General features: G+C 63.3%; 21 protein-coding genes. 11 read left to right on the forward strand and 10 right to left on the reverse strand.

Translation table 11 applies throughout. The annotated features are described in order from the left end of the window. The first annotated feature begins 87 nt into the window (after positions 1–87). The 6 genes from P0D89_RS09885 to P0D89_RS09910 all read left to right on the forward strand — a co-directional run bounded on the left by P0D89_RS09885 (position 88) and on the right by P0D89_RS09910 (position 6,309). The gene (locus P0D89_RS09885; RefSeq protein WP_408376455.1) at positions 88–1,179 is read left to right on the forward strand and encodes a porin; all 1,092 of its coding nucleotides are present in this window, start codon (positions 88–90) and stop codon (positions 1,177–1,179) included. Positions 1,180–1,723: 544 nt separating this feature from the next. After that, the gene (locus P0D89_RS09890; protein ID WP_408376505.1) at positions 1,724–2,587 is read left to right on the forward strand and encodes a branched-chain amino acid ABC transporter permease; all 864 of its coding nucleotides are present in this window, start codon (positions 1,724–1,726) and stop codon (positions 2,585–2,587) included. After that, positions 2,584–3,594: a branched-chain amino acid ABC transporter permease gene (locus P0D89_RS09895; protein WP_408376456.1), complete on the forward strand. Its 1,011-nt coding sequence runs from the start codon at positions 2,584–2,586 to the stop codon at positions 3,592–3,594. Before P0D89_RS09890 ends, P0D89_RS09895 begins: the two co-directional genes overlap by 4 nt. Beyond that, a complete protein-coding gene (locus P0D89_RS09900; RefSeq protein WP_408376457.1) occupies positions 3,587–4,351 on the forward strand; it encodes an ABC transporter ATP-binding protein in 765 nt (254 codons plus the stop codon). The genes P0D89_RS09895 and P0D89_RS09900 overlap by 8 nt, the downstream gene beginning before the upstream one ends. Then, positions 4,338–5,045 carry an ABC transporter ATP-binding protein gene (locus tag P0D89_RS09905; RefSeq protein WP_408376458.1) on the forward strand — a complete coding sequence of 236 codons (708 nt, stop codon included), beginning with the start codon at positions 4,338–4,340 and terminating at the stop codon, positions 5,043–5,045. Before P0D89_RS09900 ends, P0D89_RS09905 begins: the two co-directional genes overlap by 14 nt. 79 nt (positions 5,046–5,124) lie before the next feature. Further along, the gene (locus P0D89_RS09910; RefSeq protein ID WP_408376459.1) at positions 5,125–6,309 is read left to right on the forward strand and encodes an ABC transporter substrate-binding protein; all 1,185 of its coding nucleotides are present in this window, start codon (positions 5,125–5,127) and stop codon (positions 6,307–6,309) included. A 441-nt stretch (positions 6,310–6,750) separates the two neighbouring features. Here P0D89_RS09910 and P0D89_RS09915 read toward each other — a convergent pair whose 3' ends face one another. The 6 genes from P0D89_RS09915 to P0D89_RS09940 all read right to left on the reverse strand — a co-directional run bounded on the left by P0D89_RS09915 (position 6,751) and on the right by P0D89_RS09940 (position 15,706). Then, a complete protein-coding gene (locus P0D89_RS09915; RefSeq protein WP_408376460.1) occupies positions 6,751–8,799 on the reverse strand; it encodes a putative Ig domain-containing protein in 2,049 nt (682 codons plus the stop codon). A gap of 351 nt (positions 8,800–9,150) precedes the next feature. Further along, positions 9,151–10,056, reverse strand: a complete 906-nt coding sequence (locus tag P0D89_RS09920; protein ID WP_408376461.1) for an SDR family oxidoreductase — start codon at positions 10,054–10,056, stop codon at positions 9,151–9,153. Between the two features lie 92 nt (positions 10,057–10,148). Beyond that, positions 10,149–11,705 carry a class I adenylate-forming enzyme family protein gene (locus P0D89_RS09925; protein WP_408376462.1) on the reverse strand — a complete coding sequence of 519 codons (1,557 nt, stop codon included), beginning with the start codon at positions 11,703–11,705 and terminating at the stop codon, positions 10,149–10,151. Continuing rightward, entirely contained in the window at positions 11,702–13,435 is a 1,734-nt protein-coding gene (locus P0D89_RS09930) for a long-chain fatty acid--CoA ligase (protein ID WP_408376463.1), read from the reverse strand. Before P0D89_RS09930 ends, P0D89_RS09925 begins: the two co-directional genes overlap by 4 nt. Positions 13,436–13,615: 180 nt before the next feature. Beyond that, entirely contained in the window at positions 13,616–14,839 is a 1,224-nt protein-coding gene (locus P0D89_RS09935; protein WP_408376464.1) for an acyl-CoA dehydrogenase family protein, read from the reverse strand. A gap of 93 nt (positions 14,840–14,932) precedes the next feature. Further along, a complete protein-coding gene (locus P0D89_RS09940) occupies positions 14,933–15,706 on the reverse strand; it encodes an SDR family oxidoreductase (protein WP_408376465.1) in 774 nt (257 codons plus the stop codon). A 265-nt stretch (positions 15,707–15,971) separates the two neighbouring features. Here P0D89_RS09940 and P0D89_RS09945 point away from each other — a divergent pair, with 265 nt between their 5' ends. Then, on the forward strand, positions 15,972–17,777 hold the full coding sequence (locus P0D89_RS09945) for an acyl-CoA dehydrogenase (protein WP_408376466.1): 1,806 nt from the start codon (positions 15,972–15,974) through the stop codon (positions 17,775–17,777). Between the two features lie 22 nt (positions 17,778–17,799). Here the strand turns inward: P0D89_RS09945 and P0D89_RS09950 are convergent, their stop codons facing one another. The 3 genes from P0D89_RS09950 to P0D89_RS09960 are packed head-to-tail and all read right to left on the reverse strand — an operon-like array spanning position 17,800 to position 19,738. Next, on the reverse strand, positions 17,800–18,288 hold the full coding sequence (locus P0D89_RS09950) for an IclR family transcriptional regulator domain-containing protein (RefSeq protein WP_459252670.1): 489 nt from the start codon (positions 18,286–18,288) through the stop codon (positions 17,800–17,802). A gap of 15 nt (positions 18,289–18,303) precedes the next feature. Next, positions 18,304–18,492 (reverse strand): helix-turn-helix domain-containing protein, encoded by a 189-nt coding sequence (locus tag P0D89_RS09955; RefSeq protein WP_408376468.1) that lies wholly within the window; start codon positions 18,490–18,492, stop codon positions 18,304–18,306. A gap of 28 nt (positions 18,493–18,520) precedes the next feature. Then, the gene (locus P0D89_RS09960; protein ID WP_408376469.1) at positions 18,521–19,738 is read right to left on the reverse strand and encodes an RNA-guided endonuclease InsQ/TnpB family protein; all 1,218 of its coding nucleotides are present in this window, start codon (positions 19,736–19,738) and stop codon (positions 18,521–18,523) included. A 22-nt stretch (positions 19,739–19,760) separates the two neighbouring features. On the opposite strand from P0D89_RS09960, the gene tnpA reads away from it, so the two are divergent. Then, positions 19,761–20,177 (forward strand): IS200/IS605 family transposase, encoded by a 417-nt coding sequence (gene tnpA / locus P0D89_RS09965; RefSeq protein WP_408376470.1) that lies wholly within the window; start codon positions 19,761–19,763, stop codon positions 20,175–20,177. 419 nt (positions 20,178–20,596) lie between these two features. Continuing rightward, on the forward strand, positions 20,597–20,971 hold the full coding sequence (locus P0D89_RS09970; protein ID WP_408357555.1) for a BON domain-containing protein: 375 nt from the start codon (positions 20,597–20,599) through the stop codon (positions 20,969–20,971). 141 nt (positions 20,972–21,112) lie between these two features. On the opposite strand, the gene P0D89_RS09975 is transcribed toward P0D89_RS09970, so the two are convergent. Further along, on the reverse strand, positions 21,113–21,682 hold the full coding sequence (locus tag P0D89_RS09975; RefSeq protein WP_408376471.1) for a helix-turn-helix domain-containing protein: 570 nt from the start codon (positions 21,680–21,682) through the stop codon (positions 21,113–21,115). Positions 21,683–21,952: 270 nt separating this feature from the next. Here P0D89_RS09975 and P0D89_RS09980 point away from each other — a divergent pair, with 270 nt between their 5' ends. Both P0D89_RS09980 and P0D89_RS09985 read left to right on the forward strand, forming a co-directional pair. Then, entirely contained in the window at positions 21,953–23,347 is a 1,395-nt protein-coding gene (locus tag P0D89_RS09980; RefSeq protein WP_408376472.1) for an LLM class flavin-dependent oxidoreductase, read from the forward strand. Between the two features lie 87 nt (positions 23,348–23,434). Continuing rightward, complete coding sequence (locus P0D89_RS09985) at positions 23,435–23,950, forward strand: flavin reductase (protein WP_408376473.1); 516 nt, start codon at positions 23,435–23,437, stop codon at positions 23,948–23,950. Positions 23,951–24,043: the final 93 nt, after the last annotated feature.

Below are 24,043 nucleotides of genomic sequence, written 5' to 3' on the forward strand. Positions count from 1 at the left end.
AGATTGCGAGGGCGTGCTGTTGTCCATTGAAACCGCAGCTCGCAACAGATTGCCCAGTCGAATCCAAAAAACAAGGAGACACGCAGCATGCCGGCAAGTCATCGCAATCGGGTTGGAGCCATTCTCGGATTGATGGGCGTATGCGCGCTGGGCGCGGCCCACAGCGCGCATGCGCAGAGCAGCGTCACGCTGTACGGTATCGTCGACGCGTCGCTGCTCTACACCAATAAAACGCTCAACACCACGACCGGCGAGAGCGCCGGTCATCAGTACTCGTTCACCGACAGTGGCATGTCCGGCTCGCGCTTCGGGATGCGCGGCGCGGAAGATCTCGGCGGCGGCATGCGCGCGATCTTCCAGCTCGAAAGCGGCTTCAGCGTCGCGAACGGCGCGTTCAGCAATTCGAACGGCAACCTGTTCGGCCGCCTCGCCTATGTCGGCGTGGAAAGCCGCTTCGGCACGGTCAAGGCCGGCTTGCAGTTCTCGCCGTTCTTCCTTGCGGTCTACGACTTCGACCCGCGCGAGATGGCGTACTTCGGCAGCGGACTCGTCACCTACCTGAACAACGTTTTTGTTACGGGCCTCTTCAACCCCAACGGCATCTCGTACACCTCGCCGGAAATTGCCGGGCTGCAAGCCAGCGCGCTGCTGGCGCTCGGCGGCGCCGCGGGCGACTTCCAGGCCGGCCGCCAGTACTCGGCGAGCCTGCGCTACCACCTCGGTTCGTTGACCCTCGATGCCGCGCTCTATAGCGGCAACGCGGGCGGCGGCGCCGCGTCGATCCCGGTGCCGAGCGTGGTCGAATTCAACGGCCGCGCGCTCGGTGCGAGCTACGTGTTCAACGACCTGACGGTGAAAGCGTCGTATGTGCAATACAAGGTCGCGGGCTCGTTCAACAGCCGCGTCTTTTCGGGTGGCGCGAGCTACCGGATCACACCGGCGCTGAACGTCGACGCGGGCGTGTGGGTCACGCGCGACGGGAACGACTCGTCGAACAATTCGGTGCTGGCATCGACGGGGATGACGTATGCGCTGTCGAAGGCCACCATCACGTATGCGCAGGTCGGCTTCGTGACCAATCACGGCGCGATGCACAACGGACTCTCGGTCAACAACGCGCTGAATCTGCCGACCGGCACGACGGCAGGCGCGAACGTCGGCATCCGCCACACGTTCTAGTTGCTGGCGAGCGCATGAGGCACGTGGTGGGCCGCGCGTGCGGCGCATCGCGTGATGCGGGCGGCGAAGCGTGAAGCGGCGAGCCGGTTGAGCTTCTGCATGGCAGAACCGTGACATGCGCTCAAAGAAATTGGCCAGCACGCTCTCGGCATTGCCCAAGGTTCTCCCGCAACCCTTTTCCAGAACGTCGATATGCGCCGAAAGCAAATCCCCGCGCGCCTCTTCCAACATTGAGGCAACTCGCATCAACCCTCCCACGCACCTCATCCTCCGTCTCAGTGACTTCCCTAATAATCTGCAATGCAGAACGAGCGAATGCAAAACCCTATTGACGAAAAGAGAACGCCCGTGCCAAATTTGTCCCGCACCACCGCACATCGCGTCTAAAAAGTCAGCGCCCCCTGGGCGTGTTTTCAACCGTCGGCAACCGTCGTCTGGTTCGAGCAGCGGCTGTTGTCCCGTCCGCAAATCAGGCGCGCGGCATCCCCTGAAGCCGGGGCCGTGCTCACGCCGTGTGCCTGGCTGGAGGTGTCAAAGCGTGGATATGTTCTTGCAGCAGGTCCTCAACGGGTTGACGCTCGGTGGCATCTACAGCCTCGTCGCGCTCGGCCTCACGCTGGTCTACGGCATTCTCGCGGTGCCGAACTTCGCGCACGGCGCGTTCTACATGGTCGGCGCATTCGTGTCGTTCTACCTGATGAACCGGCTCGGCCTCAACTACTGGCTGGCGATGATCGGCTCCGGCCTCGCGGTTGCGCTGCTCGCCATCCTCGCCGAGCGGCTGGTGTTCCATCCATTGCGCAAGTCCTCGGAACTGCATCCGATGATCGCCGCGATCGGCCTGCTGCTGTTTCTCGAAGCCGGCGCGCAAGCGATCTGGGGCGCCGGCTTTCACCGCATGCCCACGCCTTACGCGGGCATCGTCGAACTGGGGAACGTGAGCGCGCCGTTCCAGCGGCTCTTGATCATCGGCGCGGCGTTCGCGCTGGTCGTACTGCTGCAACTGTTCCTCAAGTTCACGGTGATCGGCGCGAGCATCGTGGCGATGGCGCAGGACCGCGAAGGCGCGTCGCTGATGGGCATCGACGCGAACCGGGTGACCATGCTCACCTTCGGCATCTCGGGCCTGCTCGCGGCGGTGGCCGCCACGCTCTATGCGCCGATCAACCTGGTCTATCCGGCCATGGGCCAACTGGTGATCCTGAAGGCCTTCGTCATCATCATTCTCGGCGGCATGGGCAGCGTGCCGGGCGCGATCGTCGGCGGGCTGATCATCGGCATGGCGGAGAGCTTCGGCGCGTTCTACATCTCGACCGACTACAAGGACATCATCGCGTTCGTGCTGCTGGTGGTGATTCTGTCGGTTCGTCCTCAGGGGCTCTTCACCAGGGAACTGCGCGCATCATGAAATTACTCGAGGGCAAACCGGGGTGGACGCTGCTGTTCGTGCTCGGGCTGGCATTTCCGTTCGTCGCCACCAACGACTACATGCTGACCGTGATGTCCACCGCGTATATCTTCGCGCTGGCTACCGTCGGGCTGAATCTGATCACCGGCTACACCGGGCAGTTCAATCTCGCGCACGGCAGTTTCATGGCGGTGGGCGCGTACACGGTCGGCATTCTCACCGTCGATCATCAGGTGCCGTTCTGGCTCGCGTTCATCGCGTCCGGCGTGGTGGTCGCGGTGCTCGGCGCGCTGGTCGGCCTCGTATCGCTGCGGCTGCGCGGTCACTACTTTTCGATCTTCACGCTGTGCGTGGGCTACATCATGTTTCTCGTGATCGAGAAGTGGGACGGGCTCACGCATGGCGTCGCGGACATCATCGGCATTCCGGCGCCGTCGGGCTTCGGCCTCGTCTCATTCGAGAATCCGCGCGCGCTCTATTACCTGGTGTTCGCTTTCCTCGTGCTCGGCATATGGCTGATGCATCGCATCGTCGACTCGCTGCTCGGGCGGACCTTCATGGCGATCCGCAATAGCGACGGGCTCGCGCAATCGCTCGGCATCAACCTGATGCGCAACAAGGTGCTGGCCTTCGTGCTGTCGGTCGTCTATGCGGGGTTCGCGGGTGGACTGTACGCGGGCGCGGTGCGCTTTCTCGGCCCGGATCTGGCGGGCGTCGAACACACGTTCGACATGACCATGTACATGCTGGTGGGCGGCATCGGCACGCTCGCCGGTCCGCTGCTCGGCGCGCTGATGATCCCGTGGCTCACGCAGTATCTGCAGTTTTTGCAGGAGTACCGCTTCGTCGTGTTCGGGCCGATCCTGATCGTGCTGGTGATCTTTCTGCCCAACGGGATCGTCGGTCTGTATCAGGCGCGCAAGGTCCGGCGCGCGCATCGCGCGGCGCCCTCGGGCGACATGGCCGCGCGCCGGCCGCAACCCACGGGAGGCGACGGTCATGCTTGAAATCGATTCGCTCAGCAAACGCTTCGGCGGCCTCGTCGCGGTCGACGACGTCAGCACGCACATCGAAGCCGGCAAGATCAACGCGATCATCGGGCCGAACGGCGCGGGCAAGACCACCTTCTTCAATCTGATCAGCGGCACTCACCTGCCGAGCACGGGCCGCATCCGCTTCAAAGGCCAGGACGTGACGAAGCTCGGCGCCGACCAGATGGCGCGCCTCGGCGTCGCGCGCACGTTCCAGTCCACCGCGCTGTTCGACCGGGCCAGCGTGCTGGACAACCTGATCGTCGGCCACCGTCTGCGCACGCGCTCGGGGCTGTGGGACGTGCTCACGCATTCGCAGCGACTGAAGCACGAGGAACGCGTGTGCCGCGACAAGGCGCGCGAGGCGCTCGACTTCGTCGGCCTGTCCGCGATCGCTACAAGAATGGCCGGCGACATCTCGCAGGAAGAGCGCAAGCGAGCGGCCGTCGCGCTCGCGCTCGCCACCGGACCGAGCCTGATGCTGCTCGACGAACCGGCCGGCGGCGTGAATCCCGAAGAGACCGAAGGCCTCGCCGAACTGATCCGCAAGCTGGTGAAACACGGCGTGACCGTGTGCCTCGTCGAACACAAGATGAACATGATTATGAAGCTCGCGGACCGCATCATGGTGCTGAACTACGGCAAGAAAATCGCCGCGGGCACGCCCGTCGAGATTCGCGCGAATCCGGCCGTGATCGACGCTTACCTGGGGAGCGAGCATGCTGAAGTTTGACAACGTGTCGCTCGACTATGGCAGTTTTCGCGCGCTGGACGGCATCAATCTGCACGCCGCCGACGGCGAGCTGGTCGTGCTGCTCGGCGCCAACGGCGCGGGCAAAAGCTCGATCTTTCTGGCGACGAGCGGTTTGCGCCGCGCGGCGGGCGGCAGCCTGCGCTTCGGCAATCGCGAGCTGCTCGGCATGACGCCCGCGCAGATCGTGCGCAGCGGCGTGATCCAGTGCCCCGAGGGACGCAAGCTGTTCCCCGGCATGTCGGTGCTGAAGAACCTCACGCTCGGTGCTTACGTGCATCGCGGCGACAAGGTAGGCAATCAGCGCAATCTCGACCAGGTGTTCGCGCTGTTCCCGCTGCTCGCCGAGCGCCGGGACCATGCGGCCGGGTCGCTGTCCGGCGGCCAGCAACAGATGGTCGCGATCGGCCGCGCGATGATGGCGCGGCCCAAGGTGCTGCTGCTCGACGAGCCGTCGCTCGGACTCGCGCCGCTGGTGGTCAAGCAGGTGTTCGACGTGATCCAGCAGATCAACCGCGCGGGCACGACCGTGCTGCTCGCCGAACAGAACGCGTTCGCGGCGCTGAAGATCGCCCACCGCGCGTATGTGATCGAGAACGGCCGCATCGTGCTAGAAGGCGATCACGCGAGCCTGATGAAGAACGAAGCGATCCGGCGCGCGTACGTCGGCGGCTGACGCTTTATATGCATTCGATGCATTCGTCGCATTGCCGCGCGGTGCATTCCAGCATTCGAACCTTCTCAAGGAGACACATATGACGATCAAACGCTTGTGCGGTCGCGCCGGACTGGTTGCGGCCGTCGCCACGACCGCGCTGATGAGCGCGGGCGCCGCGATGGCGCAGCAGGTGGTGCACATCGGCTTCTCGGGCCCGTTGAGCGGTGGCGCGGCGAAGTACGGCCAGGAAGTCCTCGACGGCATGCAGATGGCCGCAGCCGATGTCAACCAGGCAGGCATCGAGGTGGCCGGCAAGAAGATCAAGTTCGAGATCGTGCCGCTCGACGACAAGTACAACCCCAGCGAAACCGCGATCAACGCGCGGCGTCTCGCGCAGGAACAGCAGGCTGCGGTGGTGCTCGTACCGCATTCGGGCGGCGGCTTCGCGGTGCAGACCAGCAACGAGCAGCAGAAGCTGCTGTTGCTGTCATACACCAGCGTCCCGCAGATCAGCGAACGCGGCAACAAGCTGACCGTGCGCATTCCGCCCGCGTTCACGTCGTATCTGAACTCGTTCATCAAGTATGAAATGGCGACCTACGGCAAGAAGGTCGCGCTGGCCGCCACCGACACCGACTACGGCAAGGTCTGGGTTGCCGCGTTCAAGCCCGCATGGGAAGCGGCCGGCGGCACGGTCGTCGCCGACAACGCGATGTCGTATAACCGTGCCACCGATTTCTACAGCGGCGTGAGCCGCGTGCTCGCGGCCAAACCGGATGTGCTGTTCATCGGCGGACCGTCCGAGCCGACCGGTCTGGTCGCGCAGCAGGCGCGCGAACTGGGCTTCAAGGGCGGCTTCATCGTGATGGATCAGGCCAAGCTCGATGAGGTGGCCAAGGTGACGAGCGGCTATGCGCCGCTGAACGGCGCGATCGGCGTGCTGCCGCTCGCCGACGATCAGACGCCGAACGCGAAGGCCTTCGTCGAACGGTTCCGCAAGACTCACGGCGGACGCGATCCGAGCCAGGAAGTGGCGCTGAACTACACGGCGGTCTACGCGACCGCGCTTGCGATGAAACTGGCCGGCAGCGTCAGCGACGCGACCGCGATCCGCAATCAGTTCGACAAGGCCGTGAAGGCGCTGCCGCCGCAGAACAATCCGCAAAGCGTGACGGGTGTGGATGACCACGGCGGCTTCGTGATCGGCAATCCGCTTGCGGCGGTGATTCAGGGTGGGCAGTTGAAGCAGGCGGCGTTGAGTTCGTTGACTGCGGCGAAGTGAGGGTTTGGGGTGGTGTGTAAGACAGGCGCCATGGTGGTCACGGCGCCTGTTTTTGTTTGACGCGTGAGCCTCTGAAACCTGAAGCGAAACGGATATCCGGATTCTGCGGTCGATTTCGGCTCTGGCGATGCAACAGTTGCTGTGCGGAACAATTGACGATCGCAAGATGCCCACGGGCCATCTGCGGTCGTTCATTCGCGCTCCCACGCGGACATTTAAATGTCGGCCTCGGCAGATATCGGTCCCCGCGTGAACGACGGGGGTTGGGTCCTGGCTCGACCGGACGCACGTCTCTGTGTGCGGCCACGCGATCGGGAACGTCCGGTTGCTACGGGGGTTCGCTTACTCCCAACCAACGGATCTGGCTGATTGCGTCCATATCTCGATCGTCGTTGAATCGTCGACGCTTTTCAGCATCACTTTGCGCGGAGCAGACCGTCCTTAAGGGCCCACGTTTGCGGCGGCCTGCGTGCCACTCTGAGAAATGTCGAACACTTCCGAACTGGCAAGGAAATCGGCTCCCTTGCCACCTACGACGAGCAGGCGGCCGTCAGGCAGGAGCGTCGCAGTGTGAGCGGTGCGGCTGTTTGCCATGGAGGCCGCAGCCAGCCATTGTCCGCTGGCGGGGTCGAAGATCTCCACTGACGGCACGGCACCGGAGATGGGGTCTGAACCACCTACAACGACGACTTGGCCATTCTGCATGACGGTAGCGGTGTGTGAGTCACGACGGGTCACCATGGGCGGCATGGGTTGCCAGCTCATGGTCTGCGGGTTGAACAACTCCACCTGATTGGTCGGGAATCCGGAAGCGCCGGAGCTGCCGCCCGCAACCAGGACGGTGCCATCGGCGAGCAATGATGCCGTGTGGAATGCACGATCCTGGCTCATGTCGGGTACTGCCGTCCAGGTATTGGCGATCGGGTCATACACTTCCGCAGAGGCCAGTTTCCCAGTAGTGTTGTTTTCCCCACCTGCGACGAGAACACGGCCGTCCGCAAGCAGGGTTGCCGTGTGGGCGGCCCTGGCCGTGTTCAGGGAAGCAACCTGTGTCCAGGTGCCTGTGCCGGGATTGTAGAGTTCAGCCACGGCAGTAGTAGTGCTGCTCCCATTGTTCCCCCCTACAACAAGGACCCGACCATCCTTGAGAAGGGTTGCGGTGTGACTCACGTGGGCTACTGTTGTGGGGGCCGCTATGCTCCATTGCGTGTCAAAGATTTCGACCGAGGTCACTCCGCTGCCGCTGGCTCCCGCGCCACCCACGACTAGCACTCGGCCATCCTGAAGCGTGGTAGACGTGTGCAGGAAGCGCTGTGCTCTCATTGCCTGGGCATTGAGCCAAATTCCTGCCAGGGTGCGGCTTTCCACAGCGCCCAGTATCTGTGGGGCGCGTGAGGTGCCGGTGTTGAAGCCGCCTGCCACCAGCACTGTGCCGTCAAGTCGCAGCGATGCTGTATGTGTCACGCGGGGATTATTCAGACTGCCGGAAGGCGTCCACGTACCAGCAGCTGTCACAGTCAGGCTCAGGGTGGTCTGGGCTTGACCTGCCGGGTTGGACGCCGTCACCGTGTACTGGGTTGCGGCTTGCGGGGCAGTCGGCACACCCGTGATAGCACCGGTCACGTTATCGAGGTCGAGACCGGCAGGGAGGGTCGGGCTGACCGCGAACTGTGTGGGCACCCCACCCGTGAGCGTCGGCACATTAGGCACAATGGGCTGACCCACGACGTACACAGCATCGGTATAGGCAACCGTGGAAGGAGGCACCACCTGCACGGGAGGAGGCTCTGTGGGAGGCACCGCCGATGAGGGAGGCTCTGTGGGAGGCACCACCTGTTGCTGAACCGCAATGGAGATATTCGTTTGAACGTTTCCCGCGGAATTGGCGCCGGTTACCGTGTACTGCGTTGCCGGTTGGGCGACCAAGGGTGTCCCACTGATGACACCGGTCTGAGGGTTCAATGAAAGGCCCGATGGGAGGCCCGGATTAACAGTGAACTCAGTGATCGCCCCTCCAGTAGTGACAGGCGTGTTCGGGAGGATCGCCTGGTGTGCCTCGTAGATTGCAGACACGACAGGATAGCTCAGGCCATCCGGGGCGAGTACGTGGTCAGATATCTCGATCTGGAGACGTCCGGTAGCTGACCCTTGTGAATTCGTGGCCTTCACGACGTAAATGGTCGCCACAGTAGCGGAAGAGGGAGTCCCGCTAATGACACCCGTGTGAGGGTCGAGCGTCAGGCCGGGTGGGAGTGCGGGCTCAACGGAGTATGAAACCGCCTGTCCGCGTACACTGGGCTCGTTCGGAATGATGGGCTGGCCTACCGGATATACCACGGAGCCATCGGCATACCGGAGTGCAAAAGGCCGAATGAGCTGAGTTGGATTAGACAACTCATCCCCACTGCAGCCGGAAAACTGGGTGACGAACAGGGCCACAATGAGAAGGAAGAGGCTGCCGACCAGTGCTCGGGTGCTTGAGGTTTTCATTTCTGTTTCCCTCCCATCCCTCTATCCTTACCAAGAATAGTCAGTCAATTCACCTCCGAGGGAAGTTTTTTTCATACTATTAGCGAAACTCGGTCCTGGCGCCCCTCCCTGAATCATGCAGTCAACACCTGTGCGATCGAAACCATTGAAAACGCCTACCCGCGCCGCACTAAACCAGGCGTCGCCGAATGGCTAAAAGCTGCCGATCAGGTCGCGCCCGGCCCACCGTCCGTTCGGGTCGACATGCGTCCAATGCCTCGCCAATGCCTCACAAGCACGATTCCCGCGATGCGGCATGCATTGCGAGCGTCAACCGCCGAATCCGAACGAACTCCACCCGCCCCCTTCCTCTCACCCCTTCAACGCCTCAACAATCTGCTCCCGCACCTGTGGCCGCTCAGCAAACGGATCAGTCGGATTACGCGGCGTCATGATATCCTCCGCACGCGTCTTCACGGCGCCAAGCGCATTCGGATGCGAGAAGATATAAAACTGCTCCGCACGAATCCCATCGAACACCATCGCCGCGACCTCCTCCGCGCTGATCTTCCCCGAACTCACCGCCTTCTCGCTGAGTGCGCGCGACGCGCGTTGCGACAAAGTCGGCGGCGTATCGTTGGCGAGTTCGGCCGGGCGGTTGCGATGCGCTTTGGCAATGCCGGTCGGAACGAAGTACGGACACAGCACCGAGCACGCCACCTGCTGCGTTACAAGCGAGAGATCCTGATACAGCGATTCCGTCAGCGACACCACCGCATGCTTCGACACGTTGTACGGCCCCATCATCGGCGGATTGAGCAGCCCCGCCATCGACGCCGTATTGACGATGTGCCCGCGATATCCGCCATCGCGTTTCGCGGCCTCCAGCATCAGCGGCGTGAATGCGCGCACGCCGTGAATCACGCCCCACAGATTGACGCCGAGCAGCCATTGCCAGTCGCGCTCGGTGTTCTCCCACACTAGCCCGCCGCTGCCGCCCACGCCCGCGTTGTTGAACACCAGATGCACGCTGCCGAACGCGTCGAGCGTGGCGTGCGCCAGTGCGTCGACCTCGCCGCCCTTCGCCACGTCCACGCGGCGCGCGATCGCCTGCGCGCCGGCCGCGTTGACCTCGGCGAGGGTTTCGTCGAGCGCGTCCTGCTGTACGTCGGCCACCACGAGCCGCATGCCGAGCTTCGTGCCGAGCCTCGCGAACGCGCGCCCGAAGCCGGAGCCCGCGCCGGTGATCACCGCGACCTTGCCTGCAAAATCGTCCATGCGTTGTCGTCCCAATGTTTAGGTTGGTGTGGGTTTTTCTTGCGATTGCGCGCAGGTGATTTGCACCAGTGCGCCTGGTGCGACAAGTACGGCTAGCGCGCGACGGGATAGAACCGGTCGCGCAATTCCCGCTTCAGTACCTTGCCGATCGGACTGCGCGGAAAGCCGTCGACAAAGCTCAGCGCGGAAAGACGCTGCATCTTGCCGAGCCGCGCATTGACCCACGCGAGCAGCGTGTCCGCGTCGATTCGCGCGTGCGGACGGCGCACTACGAAGGCAACCGGCGTCTCGCCCCATTGTTCCGATTGCGCGCCGATTACCGCCACATCCGCGACGTCCGGATGCTGGCGCACTTCGGCTTCGAGATCGCTCGGATACACGTTGAAGCCCCCCGAGATGATCATGTCCTTCTTGCGGTCGAGCAGCGTCAGAAAGCCGTCCTCGTCGAAGCGGCCCATGTCGCCCGTGCGAATGAAGCGCTTGCCGCTCGGGTCGTGCCACTCCGCTTCCGCCGTCTTCTCGGGTTGGCGGTAGTAGCCGGTCATCATCGCCGGCGAATGGCCGACGACCTCGCCCACCTCGCCGGGCCGCACCTCGTTGCCGAGTTCGTCGATCAGGCGGATGTCGTGCCCTTCCATCGGCCGCCCGACCGTATGCAGCTTGGCCGGCCATTCGTCGGCCTCCAGTTGGCACGATCCGCCGCCTTCGGTCATCCCGTAGTACTCGGTGAGCTTGCCGGGCCAGCGGCGCACCACATCCGCCTTGATGCCGGCCGCGAACGGCGCGCTGGTGCAGAACTTCGCCCGGAAGCTGGACAGGTCGTAGCGGTCGAAATCCGGATGCGCCATCAGGCGCTGATACTGGACCGGCACGAGCATCGTGTGCGTGACGCGGTGCTGCTGCGCCAGTTCCAGATAGCGCGTGGCCTCGAACCTCGGCATCAGCACGACGGTGCCGCCGAAGGTCAGCGTCGGCATGAAGCTCACGAGCGTCGTGTTCGAATACAGCGGTGTGGAGATCAGCGTCGTCGCATCGGGTCCGTAGCCGCGCTGGATGCTGCGCACCGCGTAGGCCCAACGCATGCCGTGCGATTGCACGATGCCCTTCGGCGTGCCGGTGGTGCCGGACGAATAGATGATGTTGAACGGCCACGCTTGATCGATCGTCACCGCTGCGGGCGCTGCGCGGTCCGGCGCGAGCCACGCGTCGAGCGCGGTGTTGCCGGAGTGACCGTCGAGCGCGACCGGCACCGCGCCGATTTCAACGGCGACTGGTTCGAGCAGACGCTTGACCTCGGCGTCGATGAACAAGAGCCGCGCGCCCGAGTTGCCGATCATGCTGACGAGACTCGCCGCGCTCGACGAAGGCGCAAGCGGCGCGACTGCCGCCCCCGCGCGCAAGCCGCCGAGAAACGCCACCACGTAGTTGACCGACGCGGCCGCGCACAGCGCGATCGCGTCGCGCGGCTGAATGCCGTCGCGCTGCAACGCGGCGGCAAACCGGTCGACACGCGCATCGAGCGCCGCGTAGGTGACGACTTCGCCGCCGCAGATCAACGCCGGATGCACAGCGCGCTCTTTGGCGAAGCGGCGCAACATGTCGGTGATGCAGACGAACGGTTCGTCGAGCAAGGGTTCGAGCCATGTCATCGCGCCGCGCCTCCACTGCTGTTGCCCGCATTCCCTTGATTGCCGCCGCTCGCCGCAGCTGTGCGCGCCGCGTCCTCTTCCTGCAAGATGCGCCACAGGATCTTGCCGCTGCCCGACTTCGGCAGAGACGTGACGAACTCGACGATGCGCGGCGCCTTGTACGCCGCCATCTGCTCATGCGCCCAGTCGATGATCTCCTGAGCGCCGATCGTCCCGGCATGCGCGGCGTTGGGGACCACTAGCGCCTTGACGGTCTCGCCGCGCTTCTCGTCCTTCACGCCGATCACGCATACTTCCTGAATTGCCGGGTGCCGGTACATCAGCGCCTCGACCTCGGCCGGCCAGACCTTGTAGCCGGACGCGTTGATCATCCGTTTGAGGCGGTCGGTCATGAAGAAATAGCCGTCCTCGTCGATATGCCCAAGGTCGCCGGTACGCAGAAAGCGTTTGCCGTCGAGTTCGATGAACGCTTCTTCGGTCGCCTTCGGATTGCGCCAGTAGCCTTGCATCACCTGCGGCGCGTTGACGACGATCTCGCCCGTTTCGCCTTGCGGCAGTTCCTGCAGCGTGATCGGATCGACCACGCGCGAGTCCACGTCGAACACGGGAATGCCAAGACACTGCGGCTTCGGACGATGCGGTGGATTGATGTGCGTGCCGGCAATCGTCTCGGACATGCCGTACCCCTCGACATAATCGAGCCCGGTCAGCGCCTTGAGCTTTCTGGCGATCGCGTCCGGCATCGCCGCGCCGCCGCCGCGCGCACCGGACAGGCTCGACAGATCGTATTCGGCGAGGCGCGGGTTCGACAGAAAGTCGACCATCATCGTCGAGATCGACTGCCACGCGGTAACGCGATATTTCTGCATGCATAACGCGGCCGCGTCGCGATCCCAGCGCGCCAGCACCACGATCGTGGCTCCGGAAAAGACCGCGCTGTTCATGCCGCCCTGCATGCCGGTGACGTGAAAAAACGGCAGCACGGAAAGATAGACGCCGTCCGGCGGCGCCGAGAACCACACGCAGCCGCCGAGCAGCGTGCTCATCACGCTGCGATGCGTATGCATGCAGCCTTTCGGCTTGCCGGTGGTGCCCGATGTGTAAGGCATCACGCACAGATCGTCGGCGCCGGTGGTGAGCGGGCCGGGCGCGATGCGACGTTCGAGCACGGCTTGCCACGACGTGACGCCGTCGATGTCGAAGGTCTTGCGCGGCGCCGCGACGAACTCCGGCACGGCAATCGGCGACGGCCGCTTCAGGTAATCGCTATATGTCGCGACGATCACGTGTTCGAGCCCCTGCCCCGGGCCGTTGCCGATCAGCGGTTCGACGTTCGCGAACAGGCACTGTGGCGCGATGATCGTGGTCGCGCCGCTGTCCTCGACGTAGTGCGCCAGCTCGACGCTCATGTTCATCGGATTGACCGGAACCACGACCGCGTTCGCCCGCAAAATGCCGTAGTAGGCGATGATCCATTGCGGACTGTTCTGCATGTAGAGCAGCACACGGTCGCCCGCCTTCACGTGGCACTCGTGCTGCAGGAAGCCCGCGATCCGCTCGGCTTCGTCCTTGAACTCGGCGAACGAAACCGGCGTGTCGTAAAAGACGATAAACGGCTTGTCGGGAAAACGCGCCGCCGAGACTTCGGCGTTGTAGAAAATGTTGGTCTGCGGCAGCGTCAGATGCAACGGCACTTGCGGCGGCCAATGGGGATGATGGCGTTCGTTCATAGGCGTCTCCTGCTTGACTGTCGGGCGCGCTTCTCGGTTGCCGCGCGCTTCGTTCGCGTCCGCCACGCGGGCGGACGCACTGGATTTCGTGCGTGATTCGGCGCTGCGCTCCAGGTTCTGCGCTGGATACAGCTCTACAATCGGCTCGCCATGTACGGCGCCGATGGATTTCACGCGCGTTCAATGCGCGAGATGACGCCCCAGCTCCATGCTCGCGATCGCATTGCGATGCACCTCGTCGGGGCCGTCGGCGAAACGCAGCGTGCGCGAACTCGCGTACGCGCGCGCGAGGCCGAAGTCGTCGCTGACCGCGCCGCCGCCGTGCACCTGCATCGCCCAGTCGATCACCTGGCAAGCCATGTTCGGCGCGGCCACTTTGATCATCGCGATTTCCTGGCGCGCGTCCTTGTTGCCGACCGTGTCCATCTTGTGCGCGGCATTGAGCACGAGAAAGCGCGTCTGGTCGATCATGATGCGCGCGTTGGCGATCCGTTCGCGCGTCACGCCCTGATCCGCGAGCGGCTTGCCGAACGCGACACGTTCGAGCGAGCGGCGGCACATCGCTTCGAGCGCGCGTTCGGCGCGCCCGATCAGCCGCATGCAGTGGTGAATGCGGCCCGGTCCGAGCCGCCCTTGCGCGATCTCGAAGCCGCGCCCTTCGCCGAGCAGCATGTTGCTCGCCGGCACGCGCACGTTTTCAAAAGCGATTTCGGCGTGGCCGTGCGGCGCGTCGTCGTAGCCGAACACCGGCAGGTGGCGCAGCACCTTGACGCCGGGCGTTGCCATCGGCACCAGGATCATCGACTGCTGCTGGTGCCGGTTCGGATGATCCGGATTGGACTTGCCCATGAAGATCAGGATCTGGCAGCGCGGATCGTTCGCGCCCGAGGTCCACCACTTGCGGCCGTTGATCACGTAGTGATCGCCGTCGCGCACGATGCGCGCTTCGATATTGGTCGCGTCCGACGACGCCACTTCCGGCTCCGTCATCGCGAACGCGGAGCGGATCGTGCCGTCGAGCAATGGCAGCAGCCATTGCTGTTGCTGCTCGGGGCTCGCGTAACGCACCAGCGTTTCCATATTGCCGGTGTCCGGCGCGGAACAGTTGAACGGTTCCGCGCCGATGTGCGAGCGCCCCATGATTTCGCACAGCGGCGCGTATTCGAGGTTCGTGAGACCCGCGCCGTATTTCGACTCGGGCAGAAACAGGTTCCACAAACCGGCGGCCTTCGCTTTCTCCTTCAATTGCTCGATCACCGGCGCAGGCTGCCAACGGTTGCCGGACTCGCGCGCGGCGTCCATCTGCGCGTCGAAAACCGCTTCGGCCGGATACACATGCTCGTCCATGAAAGCATTCAGGCGTTTCTGCAGACTCTTGACCTTGTCCGAGTGCTGAAAATCCATGCGGCGTCTCCTGGTTTTTTTGCGTAAGCGCAGCGCGGGCACGCTGCGCGTTAGTCGCTGCGATCACTGCGATCTGAAACGGTACGCCTCGCCTCAGACGATGATCGACCCGCCGTCCACCGCGAAGTGCTGGCCAGTAATGTGACGCGACGCTTCGCTCGCGAGAAACACCACCGGACCCTTGAGATCCTCATCGCCGCCCAGACGCTGCAACGGCGTGCGCGAGACGATCGTGTCTTCGAGTTTGTCGAGCAGCCCCGCCGACATCTTCGACGGGAAAAAGCCCGGGCAGATTGCGTTCACGTTGATGTTGTACTTGCCCCATTCGGCTGCCAGCGCGCGCGTGAAATTGATCGCCGCGGCCTTCGACGTGTTGTACGCGATTGTGTTCATGCCCGGCGGCGAGCCCTTGAGCCCCGCCACCGACGCGATGTTGACGATCTTGCCCGCGCGCCGCGGGATCATGCTGCGCTTGCCGACTTCGCGCGCGAGAAAGAACGGCGCGTTCACGTTCAGGTTCATCACCTTATGCCACGCTTCGTCGGGATAGTCCTCGGCCGGCGCGCCCCACGTGGCGCCCGCATTGTTCACGAGAATGTCGATGTGGCCATGCACGCCTAGTACTTCGTCGACGAGACCGGGTATTCCCTCGAAGCGCTGGAGATCGTTCACCACGGTCAGCACCTCGATGCCACGACCCTGCAGATGCGCTTTCGCCTCGGCGAGTTCATCGGCCTTGCGCGCGGTGATCGCGACGCGGCAACCCATCTCGCCGAGCGCTTCGGCCATTTGCAGACCGAGTCCGCGTGAACCTCCGGTAATCAAGGCAACCTTGCCGTCCAGCTGAAACAGGTCTTTCACAGACATCGCGTCGCTCCTCCAGTGTGTTCTGCTATGCAGATTCGGATTCCATATTTGTCGACCATCATACGTGCCGAAATTTCGCGTGTAAATAAAAGCACGATCATTCGATTTCAATATAAACTGACACGCATCGCCGCTGTGTGGCTTATCGGGATTACCCGCATAGCGCGCTTGTTCAATCGAACTGTGCCGGGTCTCAGCCCACGTTTTGTTGTGCCTCGCGCAGTTGTTCTGCATAGCGGCTTAACTTTGGACGAGGTCGACTTCCATGCAAGATGCGCTGATCATCAACACGCGTGATCTGGATTTCCAGCTATTCGAGGTACTCGAGGCCGAGACGCTCACACGGCGCGCGCGCCACGCCGACCACAGCCGCGAGACCTTCAGCGCCGCACTCGAAACCGCGCATGCGGTGGCCGTCGAAAAGTTCGCGCCGCACAACCGCCTGCTCGACGAGCACGAACCGCAATTCGACGGGCAACGGGTCTCGATGCCGGATGAAGTGAAAGAGGCGCTCGACGCGTTGCGCGGCACCGGCTTTCTCGCCGCGGGGAAAGACTACGAATGGGGTGGCATGCAGCTGCCGTCGCTGATTTCGTTTGCGTGCCTGTCGCTCTTCAAGAGCGCCAACATCGCGGCGTCCTCTTACGCGATGCTGACCACCGCGAATGCGAACGTGATCGAACTCTTTGGCAGTGCTACGCAAAAACGCAAGTACCTGCAAGCGCTTTTCGAAGGCCGCGCATTCGGCACGATGGCGCTCACCGAACCGCAAGCGGGCTCGAGTCTGTCCGATCTCGTCACCACCGCCACGCCGAACGAAGACGGCACCTATTCGATTCGCGGCAACAAGATTTTCATTTCAGCCGGCGATCATGAATTGAGCGAGAACATCGTCCATCTGGTGCTCGCGCGCATTCCCGGCGGGCCGCCGGGGGTCAAGGGCATATCGCTTTTCACCGTGCCGAAATTCCACGTCAACGACGACGGCAGCCTCGGCGCACGCAACGACGTGGCGCTGGCGGGGCTAATTCACAAGATGGGCTGGCGCGGCACGACATCGACCATGCTGTCGTTCGGCGAACATGGCGAATGCGTCGGCGAGCTGGTGGGCGAACCGCATCACGGCCTCGCCTACATGTTCCACATGATGAACGAGGCACGCATCGGCGTGGGCCTTGGCGCCGTGATGCTCGGCTATCGCGGCTACCTGGCCTCGCTCGACTACGCACGCGAGCGGCCGCAAGGCCGCCGCCCCGACAACAAGAATCCGCTCGATCCGCAACTGCCGCTGATCGAACACGCGGACGTGCGCCGCATGCTGCTTGCACAAAAGGCCTATGTGGAAGGCGCTTACGCGCTCTGCCTGTATGCGGCGCGTCTCGTCGACGAACAGCACACCGGCGAGAGCGACGCCGCGCGCGCCGACGCGGCGCTGCTGCTCGACCTGCTGACGCCGGTGGTCAAATCCTGGCCGTCGCAATGGTGCCTCGAAGCGAACAGCCTCGCGATCCAGATTCACGGCGGCTATGGCTATACGCGCGAGTACCCGGTCGAACAGTTCTATCGCGACAACCGGCTGAACATGATTCACGAAGGCACGCACGGCATTCAGGCGATCGACCTGCTGGGCCGCAAGGTCGTGATGAAACAGGGCGCCGCGCTCGCCCTGCTGGCGCGCGATATCCAGCACACGCTCGACGCGGCGCGCAGCCACGCGCCGCTGCATGCTCATGCGCAAGCGCTCGACCATGCGTGGCGCGATCTGAGCCTGACGGTCGAAGCCCTGGTGCCCACGCTGGCTCATGAAACCGAACGCGCGCTAGCGAACGCCAACGCCTTTCTCGAAGCATTCGGCCATATCGTGATTGCGTGGACCTGGCTGAAACAGGCGATCGTCGCGAGCGCCGCCCTGCCCGGCGCGCGCGATCAAACAGACGCGGACTTTTATCGCGGCAAGCTGCACGCTTGCCAATGGTTCTTCCGCTGGGAGTTGCCGCGTGTCGCGTTGATGCTCGCGACGCTGCGCAGTCTCGACGACACCACGCTCGAGATGGCGCCGCAGTGGTTCTAGAAGATGAAGATCGCGCGGCCGCTCAATGCAACAGCGCGATTTCGAGTTGCGTGATCACGTCGATCAGGCGTGGCCGCACCTGTTCGAGCAGAAACTCTTTCGAGAATTTGAAGGACGACCCGCCCACGTTGATCGCCATGATCGGCAGTTCGCCGCCCGGCTGGAACGCGCGCGCAATGCCGTTCACGTCATTCTGCCAGTCGCCGAACGAGGTTGTCACGCCGAGCGTGTGGTAATCATCGAACGCCTTCTCGATGCCGCGCCGCGTCTTTGGCCACGCGACGTGGTCGAGCTCGCGCACCTGCTCCATGAAGTTCAGACGATCGTGCTCGGGAATCGCCGCGACCCACGCGCGGCGAATCGCGGAGGTCGCCACCGGAATGCGCGAGCCGACTTCGAGCGTCAGCGTGAGCGCCACCGAGCCACGGCAATTTTCCACGTAGATCATCGAGAGCCGGTCGCGCGTGCCGAGCGACACCGTCGCGCCGGACACGCCGGCCAGCTCGTGCATCACCGGCCGCGCGATCTAGCGCACGTCCAGACGCGCCAGCATCGCGCTGCCGAGCGCGAGCGACGCGGTGCCGAGCCGGTACTTGCCGCTCTCCTTCAGTTGAATCAGGTAGCCGAGCAGCGTCAGCGTGTGAGTAAGGCGCGAGACTGTCGACTTGGGCAGCCGGCAACGCAAGGCCAGTTCCTGATTGTTGACATCCTCCACGCCTTCAGGACGGGGATTCCTACTGCATCTAAGCCGCAATGGCTTTGGCTGCTTCGGCGGGTTCCTGCTTCTTCGAGCGGCCTGACTGCGCCGTTTCTCCACAGGCTAACAAGCGCTGTCCGCGCTCTAAAACATTGATCGCGCCGACGTGATCGGCGTTTGCTTCATGACCGCAGCCCACACACGCGAACAGGGCTTGCGTGCGCCGATTGTCGGTCGACACATGGCCGCAGCATGGGCACCTGCGGCTCGTGTTGGCCGCTGGGACGGCGACAAAGAAACCGCCGCGCCATGCGGTTTTGTATTCGAGTTGGCGGCGGAACTCGAACCAGCCTTGATCCAGAATCGACTTATTGAGCCCGCTTTTGGCGCGGACATTGCGCCCCGGCGCGTCGAGCGTACCGCTCGCCGATCTGCTCATGTTGCGCACCTGCAAGTCTTCGACGGCAATCATTGCGTGGTTTTTGCTGATCGTGTTCGATGCTTTGTGCAGGAAGTCTTTGCGGGCGTCCGCGATGCAAGCGTGGATACGCTGCACGCGGGCCTTCGCCTTTTTCCAATTCGACGAGCCCTTGACCTTGCGCGACATGCGGCGCTGATATTTCGCGAGGCGTTGCTCGTGCTTTCTGAAGCTCGCGAGCGGTGCGATGAACGTGCCGTCGCTCATGGTCGCGAGGCGAACCACGCCGACGTCGATACCGACCGCCGCGCCGTGCGGCACCGGCTGCGCGACCTCGCGTTTTGTCAGGATCGACACGTACCACTTGCCGGCGCGATGCGATACCGTCGCGCTGCGTACCCCGCCGAGTACCATGCGGCTGTTGCGGTAGCGGATATAGCCGAGCTTCGGCAGCGAAATGCGGCCGTTCTCGCGATCCAGTTTGATCTGCTTGGGATCGGGATAGCGGAAACTGTCGGATGACTTCCCCTTGCGCTTGAACTGCGGGAAGTCGGCGCGTTTAGCAAAGAAGTTCTGGAACGCACGATCAAGGTCGAGAATCGCCTCGTCGACAGGATGGCGCGGCGCATCCGCGAGCCACGGAGTAGCCGTGCTGTTGCGCCATTCAGTGAAGCACTTTTTCATCGTAAACTTGCCGATGAACTTTCCACCGGCCGCGTGGTTTTCCTTCTGGAGCGCCAACGCCTTGTTATAGACGAACCGACACGCGCCCGCGAACTGGCGCATCTTGCGCACCTGCCCGGCGGTCGGCATCAATTCGAATTTGAAGGCCTGGAGTCGTTCCATAGACACGATCATAATTGGGGCTATGACCACAGACAACGATATTCGACACGGACGCTACTGCGTGTTCTTGATGGACGTGCATTTGGTCTTTGTCACCAGGTACCGGGGTGGCGTTTTTACGAAAGAGATCCTCGACGATATGCGCAGCGTCTTCACGAGTGTGTCCGCCGACTTCGAAACCGCGCTAGTCGAGTTCGATGGCGAAGACGACCATGTACACCTGCTGGTGAACTACCCGCCCAAGGTCGCCGTATCGGCACTGGTGAACAGCCTGAAAGGCGTTTCGAGTCGTATGATCCGGAAGAAGAACTACCCGAGCATCCGGCGCAAGCTGTGGGGCGGCGCGGTTTGGTCGCCGTCGTATTTCGCCGGTAACTGCGGCGGGGCGCCGATCAATGTCATCCGCCAGTACATCGAGCAACAGCGAACGCCGCACTAAGGCCCAAGAAGGACGCCTATGGCGTCCGCGCTATCCTTCCTCCCCTGAAGGGAGAAGGTTGCCGCGCACGTGCTCAAAACGGAACGCGCTCCCGCGAAACGGTTGCATCTGAACGACAAACCGTGAGGCCGGATCGAGGCTGATCCGGGCTGCGGAATTATAGTCTGAAACTTGAAACACATTTAATCCGGACTGTTGACGACTGAAGTGCGCGAGCACCGGCATGTCTGTCGATGCAACACCCGCATCAGTTTTTCCAGCGTGAGCGCGTTGGCTGGAGTATTGTTTAAGCGCGCCGGGAGCGCGGAGGCATCACTCTTCTATAAGACGGACGCTCCACGTGGGCCACGACTTGCTCGCAAGCGCGCGTTTTTTTGCATGCAACGAAGCGACATCAACTTATCGAGGATGGGAAAAACGTGAAAACAGTCAATCTTTTGAAGGCGCTCGGTATCGCGTTGTGTGTGGCAACCGCCTCCAGCGCCTATGCCCAGACCAGCGACGCCATGGCGGCGTCGGGCGCGATGGCTGCGCCGGCCACCAATGCCAAATCGACTCGTGCATCCGACCGCAAGCTAGGCCGTGACGTGCGGCGCGCGCTGTCGAGAACGCAGGGCTTCAACGTATCGAACGTGTTCGTGCGAGCGCGCGGCGGCGCGGTGACCTTGACCGGATCGGTGCCGGAAGGCCCAATGATTCAGCAGGCGGCGGACGTGGCGAGAGGCGTTCCCGGCGTGACGTCGGTGAGCAACAAGATCACGCTTGGCGTGCAGGGCGGCGGTGGTGGTGGTTGAACGCGCAACGGTCGATTGAATGACCTCGGGTGGCGCCGCGAGTCGCGGCTTGCGAAGAGTACATCGCGAACCGCGAACATAGGGCGCCGCCCGCTTTCCCGATCTGGCTGATTTTGCCGATTTTCCCGATAGTTGAAATCCTCAGCGTCGAACGAGGCCGACGACATAGCGGCACACCTCATCGCCCGCGTTGAGGAACTCGCACTCGACCGGCGCGCCGAGTTGCAGACAATCCCCCGCTTCGAGCCGGTAAGTCTGGCTGCCCTCGCGAAACGTCAACACCCCTAGCGTGACCCAGATCTGCTGATGCTGAAACACGAATGCATCCGATGGATAAGGCACTCTCACGCCCACCGGCAATTCGATCTCCAGCAACTCCAGCACGCCGCCGGTAGGCGGTGAAATGCGCCGCCGCGTGTAGCCCGTTTCGGGGTCCTGCCAGAGCGACTGATCCGCGTGGCGCACGAGCCGCTCGCCGGTTTGTTCGGCGAGCGCCAGCAAGGTCGACAAGGTCAGCCCGAACGCCCCCGACAAACGCCCGAGCACCGTCGCGGTGGGGCTCGCCTCGCCGCGCTCGATCTTGCTGATCATCGCCTTCGACACGCCCGAGCGCTCCGCCAGTTCGCTCAGCGACCAGTTGCGCGCTTCGCGCTCGGTCTTCACGCGCGCGGAGATGGCCTGGGTCAGATCGATGGCGGTGGATTCGGACATGAGAGGGTCGTCGAGAACAAGTGAGTACCGCAAAATTATATCGAGGCGGTGCGGCTTTTAATGCGCGGCTCGCCGGGGCTCAGGCATCAGGCAGGTATCCCTCAGGCATCGCGCGCAGAAGACGAAACTGTGTCTTGCATAGTGATTTTTCGTCCACTATATTAAACGAACCAGCTCGGCGCACAAGCGCTGCTCAGCGCCGCGGGCAAACCATCATTCGTCAATTCGTAGGCAAATCGTAATGATTTGTCCATTCAGCCGGAAGACACCATGCCGAAGGAAATCGTACTCAACGCATTTGACATGAACTGCGTAGGCCACATCCAGCAAGGCTTGTGGACCCATCCGCGCGATCAGTCCACTCGCTATACGGACCTTCAGTACTGGACCGACTACGCCCGCACGCTGGAAGCGGGCCTGTTCGACGGCATCTTTTTCGCCGACGTGGTGGGCGTCTACGACGTGTACGGCGGCAGCCCCGACGCGGCGCTGCGCGGCGCGGTGCAGGTGCCGGTCAACGACCCCACGCTGCTGATTCCGGCGATGGCCTCGGTCACGCGTCATCTGTCGTTCGGCGTGACGTCGAACCTCTCGGTCGAGCAACCCTATCTGTTCGCGCGGCGCATGTCGACGCTCGATCATCTGACGCGCGGCCGGGTCGGATGGAACATCGTGACGGGCTATCTCGACACCGCGTCGCGCGCGATCGGCCTGACCGGGCAGATGGCGCACGACGACCGCTACGACCTCGCGGACGAATATATGGAGCTGGTCTACAAACTGTGGGAATGCAGTTGGGAAGACGACGCGGTGCTGCGCGACAAAGTGCGCGGCGTCTATGCGGACGCGGCGAAGGTGCATGTGATTCATCACCACGGCAAGCAGTACCGCGTGGACGCGCTGCATCTGAGCGAGCCGTCGCCACAACGCACGCCGGTGCTGTATCAGGCCGGCTCGTCGGCGCGCGGCAAACGGTTCGCCGCGGCGCACGCGGAGTGCGTGTTCGTCAACGGCCAGGCGAAGCCCGCGGTGAAAGCGATCGTCGACGACATTCGCGCCCACGCGGTCGCGGGCGGCCGGCGCGCGGACGACATCAAGGTGCTGCTCGGGCAAACGGTCATCACGGGCCGCACCGAGCGCGACGCGCAGGAGAAGTACGAGGAGTACCGGCGCTATGTCAGCTCCGAAGCGGCGCTCGTGCATGCGGCGGCGTCGCTCGGCATCGACTTCGCGCGCTACGACCTCGACGAGCCGATCGAAACCGGCAAGAGCCAGGCGATCGTGTCGAACGTCGAAGCGATGACGCGCGCCGCCGGTCCGCAGTGGACCAAACGCAAGTTGCTCGAACAGATGGTGCTCGGCAGCCGGCAGACGCCGCTCGTCGGGTCGGCCGAACGCATCGCCGACGAGTTGATCGCGTGGACCGAGGAAACCGGCGTGGATGGTTTCAATCTGTCGCGCACGGTGGCGCCCGAGTGCTTCGAGGATTTCATCGAACTGGTCGTGCCGCTGCTGCAGGAACGCGGCGCGTACAAGCGCGCGTATCGCGACGGCACGTTGCGCGAGAAGCTGTTCGGCCACCCGCGTTTGCCGTCGACTCACACGGCGGCGCGGTTTCGCTCGCCGGCTTGCGCCGAGGCCGCAACGGGCGACGTATCGAACTGATGCCGTTGCCGCGCATGTTTAATTTTGTGTCGTGTGTGCGGCACGCAACGTCGCAACGACACGCCGATCTTTCAGCAGAGGCTTCCCATGCTTGACAAGCGCACCTTCCGCGACGCCATGGCCGGGCTCGGCACCGCCGTCAACATCATCACGAGCGATGGCGACGCGGGTCTCGCCGGCTGCACTGCGTCGGCGGTTTGCGGCGTGACGGACGAGCCGCCTACCCTGCTCGTCTGCATCAATCGCAGCAGCCGCAACAACGCGGCTTTCCGACGCAACGGCAAGCTCTGCGTGCACGTGCTGAGCGCGGAACAGCAGACGCTCGCCGCGCACTTCGCGACCAGCAAGCTGCCGATCGGGGAACGCTTCGCCGCCGCGCAATGGGACCGGCTCGTGACCGGCGCGCCGGTGCTACATGGCGCGCTTGCGTCGCTGGACTGCGAGATTGAATCGGTCACGGAGGTAGGCACGCATACGGTGTTCTTCTGCGCGGTAAGAGCAGCGCATACGCATGGCGCTGGCGATGGGCTGATTTATTTTGGGCGGCGCTATCACCGGGTTGGCGAGCGTTCGGTGCATGCGACGCATCATGCGTGCGGCTGAAGTGGGGCGCTTGCCGTTGAAATCGTGGTTGATTCAAAGGCAAGGCCACGTTAGCGGCGTGACGTAATTGTTCTGCTAGAAGCGTTTACTTTT

The organism is Paraburkholderia sp. RL18-085-BIA-A, from assembly GCF_046027075.1.
Classification (GTDB): Bacteria; Pseudomonadota; Gammaproteobacteria; order Burkholderiales; family Burkholderiaceae; genus Paraburkholderia.

Excerpts from the sequence above, each read along its gene's own strand:
- P0D89_RS09885 (WP_408376455.1), top strand. The coding sequence starts at position 88 with ATGCCGGCAAGTCATCGCAATCGGGTTGGAGCCATTCTCGGATTGATG.
- P0D89_RS09890 (WP_408376505.1), top strand. The coding sequence starts at position 1,724 with ATGTTCTTGCAGCAGGTCCTCAACGGGTTGACGCTCGGTGGCATCTAC.
- P0D89_RS09895 (WP_408376456.1), top strand. The coding sequence starts at position 2,584 with ATGAAATTACTCGAGGGCAAACCGGGGTGGACGCTGCTGTTCGTGCTC.
- P0D89_RS09900 (WP_408376457.1), top strand. The coding sequence starts at position 3,587 with ATGCTTGAAATCGATTCGCTCAGCAAACGCTTCGGCGGCCTCGTCGCG.
- P0D89_RS09905 (WP_408376458.1), top strand. The coding sequence starts at position 4,338 with ATGCTGAAGTTTGACAACGTGTCGCTCGACTATGGCAGTTTTCGCGCG.
- P0D89_RS09910 (WP_408376459.1), top strand. The coding sequence starts at position 5,125 with ATGACGATCAAACGCTTGTGCGGTCGCGCCGGACTGGTTGCGGCCGTC.
- P0D89_RS09915 (WP_408376460.1), bottom strand. The coding sequence starts at position 8,799 with ATGAAAACCTCAAGCACCCGAGCACTGGTCGGCAGCCTCTTCCTTCTC.
- P0D89_RS09920 (WP_408376461.1), bottom strand. The coding sequence starts at position 10,056 with ATGGACGATTTTGCAGGCAAGGTCGCGGTGATCACCGGCGCGGGCTCC.
- P0D89_RS09925 (WP_408376462.1), bottom strand. The coding sequence starts at position 11,705 with ATGACATGGCTCGAACCCTTGCTCGACGAACCGTTCGTCTGCATCACC.
- P0D89_RS09930 (WP_408376463.1), bottom strand. The coding sequence starts at position 13,435 with ATGAACGAACGCCATCATCCCCATTGGCCGCCGCAAGTGCCGTTGCAT.
- P0D89_RS09935 (WP_408376464.1), bottom strand. The coding sequence starts at position 14,839 with ATGGATTTTCAGCACTCGGACAAGGTCAAGAGTCTGCAGAAACGCCTG.
- P0D89_RS09940 (WP_408376465.1), bottom strand. The coding sequence starts at position 15,706 with ATGTCTGTGAAAGACCTGTTTCAGCTGGACGGCAAGGTTGCCTTGATT.
- P0D89_RS09945 (WP_408376466.1), top strand. The coding sequence starts at position 15,972 with ATGCAAGATGCGCTGATCATCAACACGCGTGATCTGGATTTCCAGCTA.
- P0D89_RS09950 (WP_459252670.1), bottom strand. The coding sequence starts at position 18,288 with ATGCACGAGCTGGCCGGCGTGTCCGGCGCGACGGTGTCGCTCGGCACG.
- P0D89_RS09960 (WP_408376469.1), bottom strand. The coding sequence starts at position 19,738 with ATGGAACGACTCCAGGCCTTCAAATTCGAATTGATGCCGACCGCCGGG.
- tnpA (WP_408376470.1), top strand. The coding sequence starts at position 19,761 with ATGACCACAGACAACGATATTCGACACGGACGCTACTGCGTGTTCTTG.
- P0D89_RS09975 (WP_408376471.1), bottom strand. The coding sequence starts at position 21,682 with ATGTCCGAATCCACCGCCATCGATCTGACCCAGGCCATCTCCGCGCGC.
- P0D89_RS09980 (WP_408376472.1), top strand. The coding sequence starts at position 21,953 with ATGCCGAAGGAAATCGTACTCAACGCATTTGACATGAACTGCGTAGGC.
- P0D89_RS09985 (WP_408376473.1), top strand. The coding sequence starts at position 23,435 with ATGCTTGACAAGCGCACCTTCCGCGACGCCATGGCCGGGCTCGGCACC.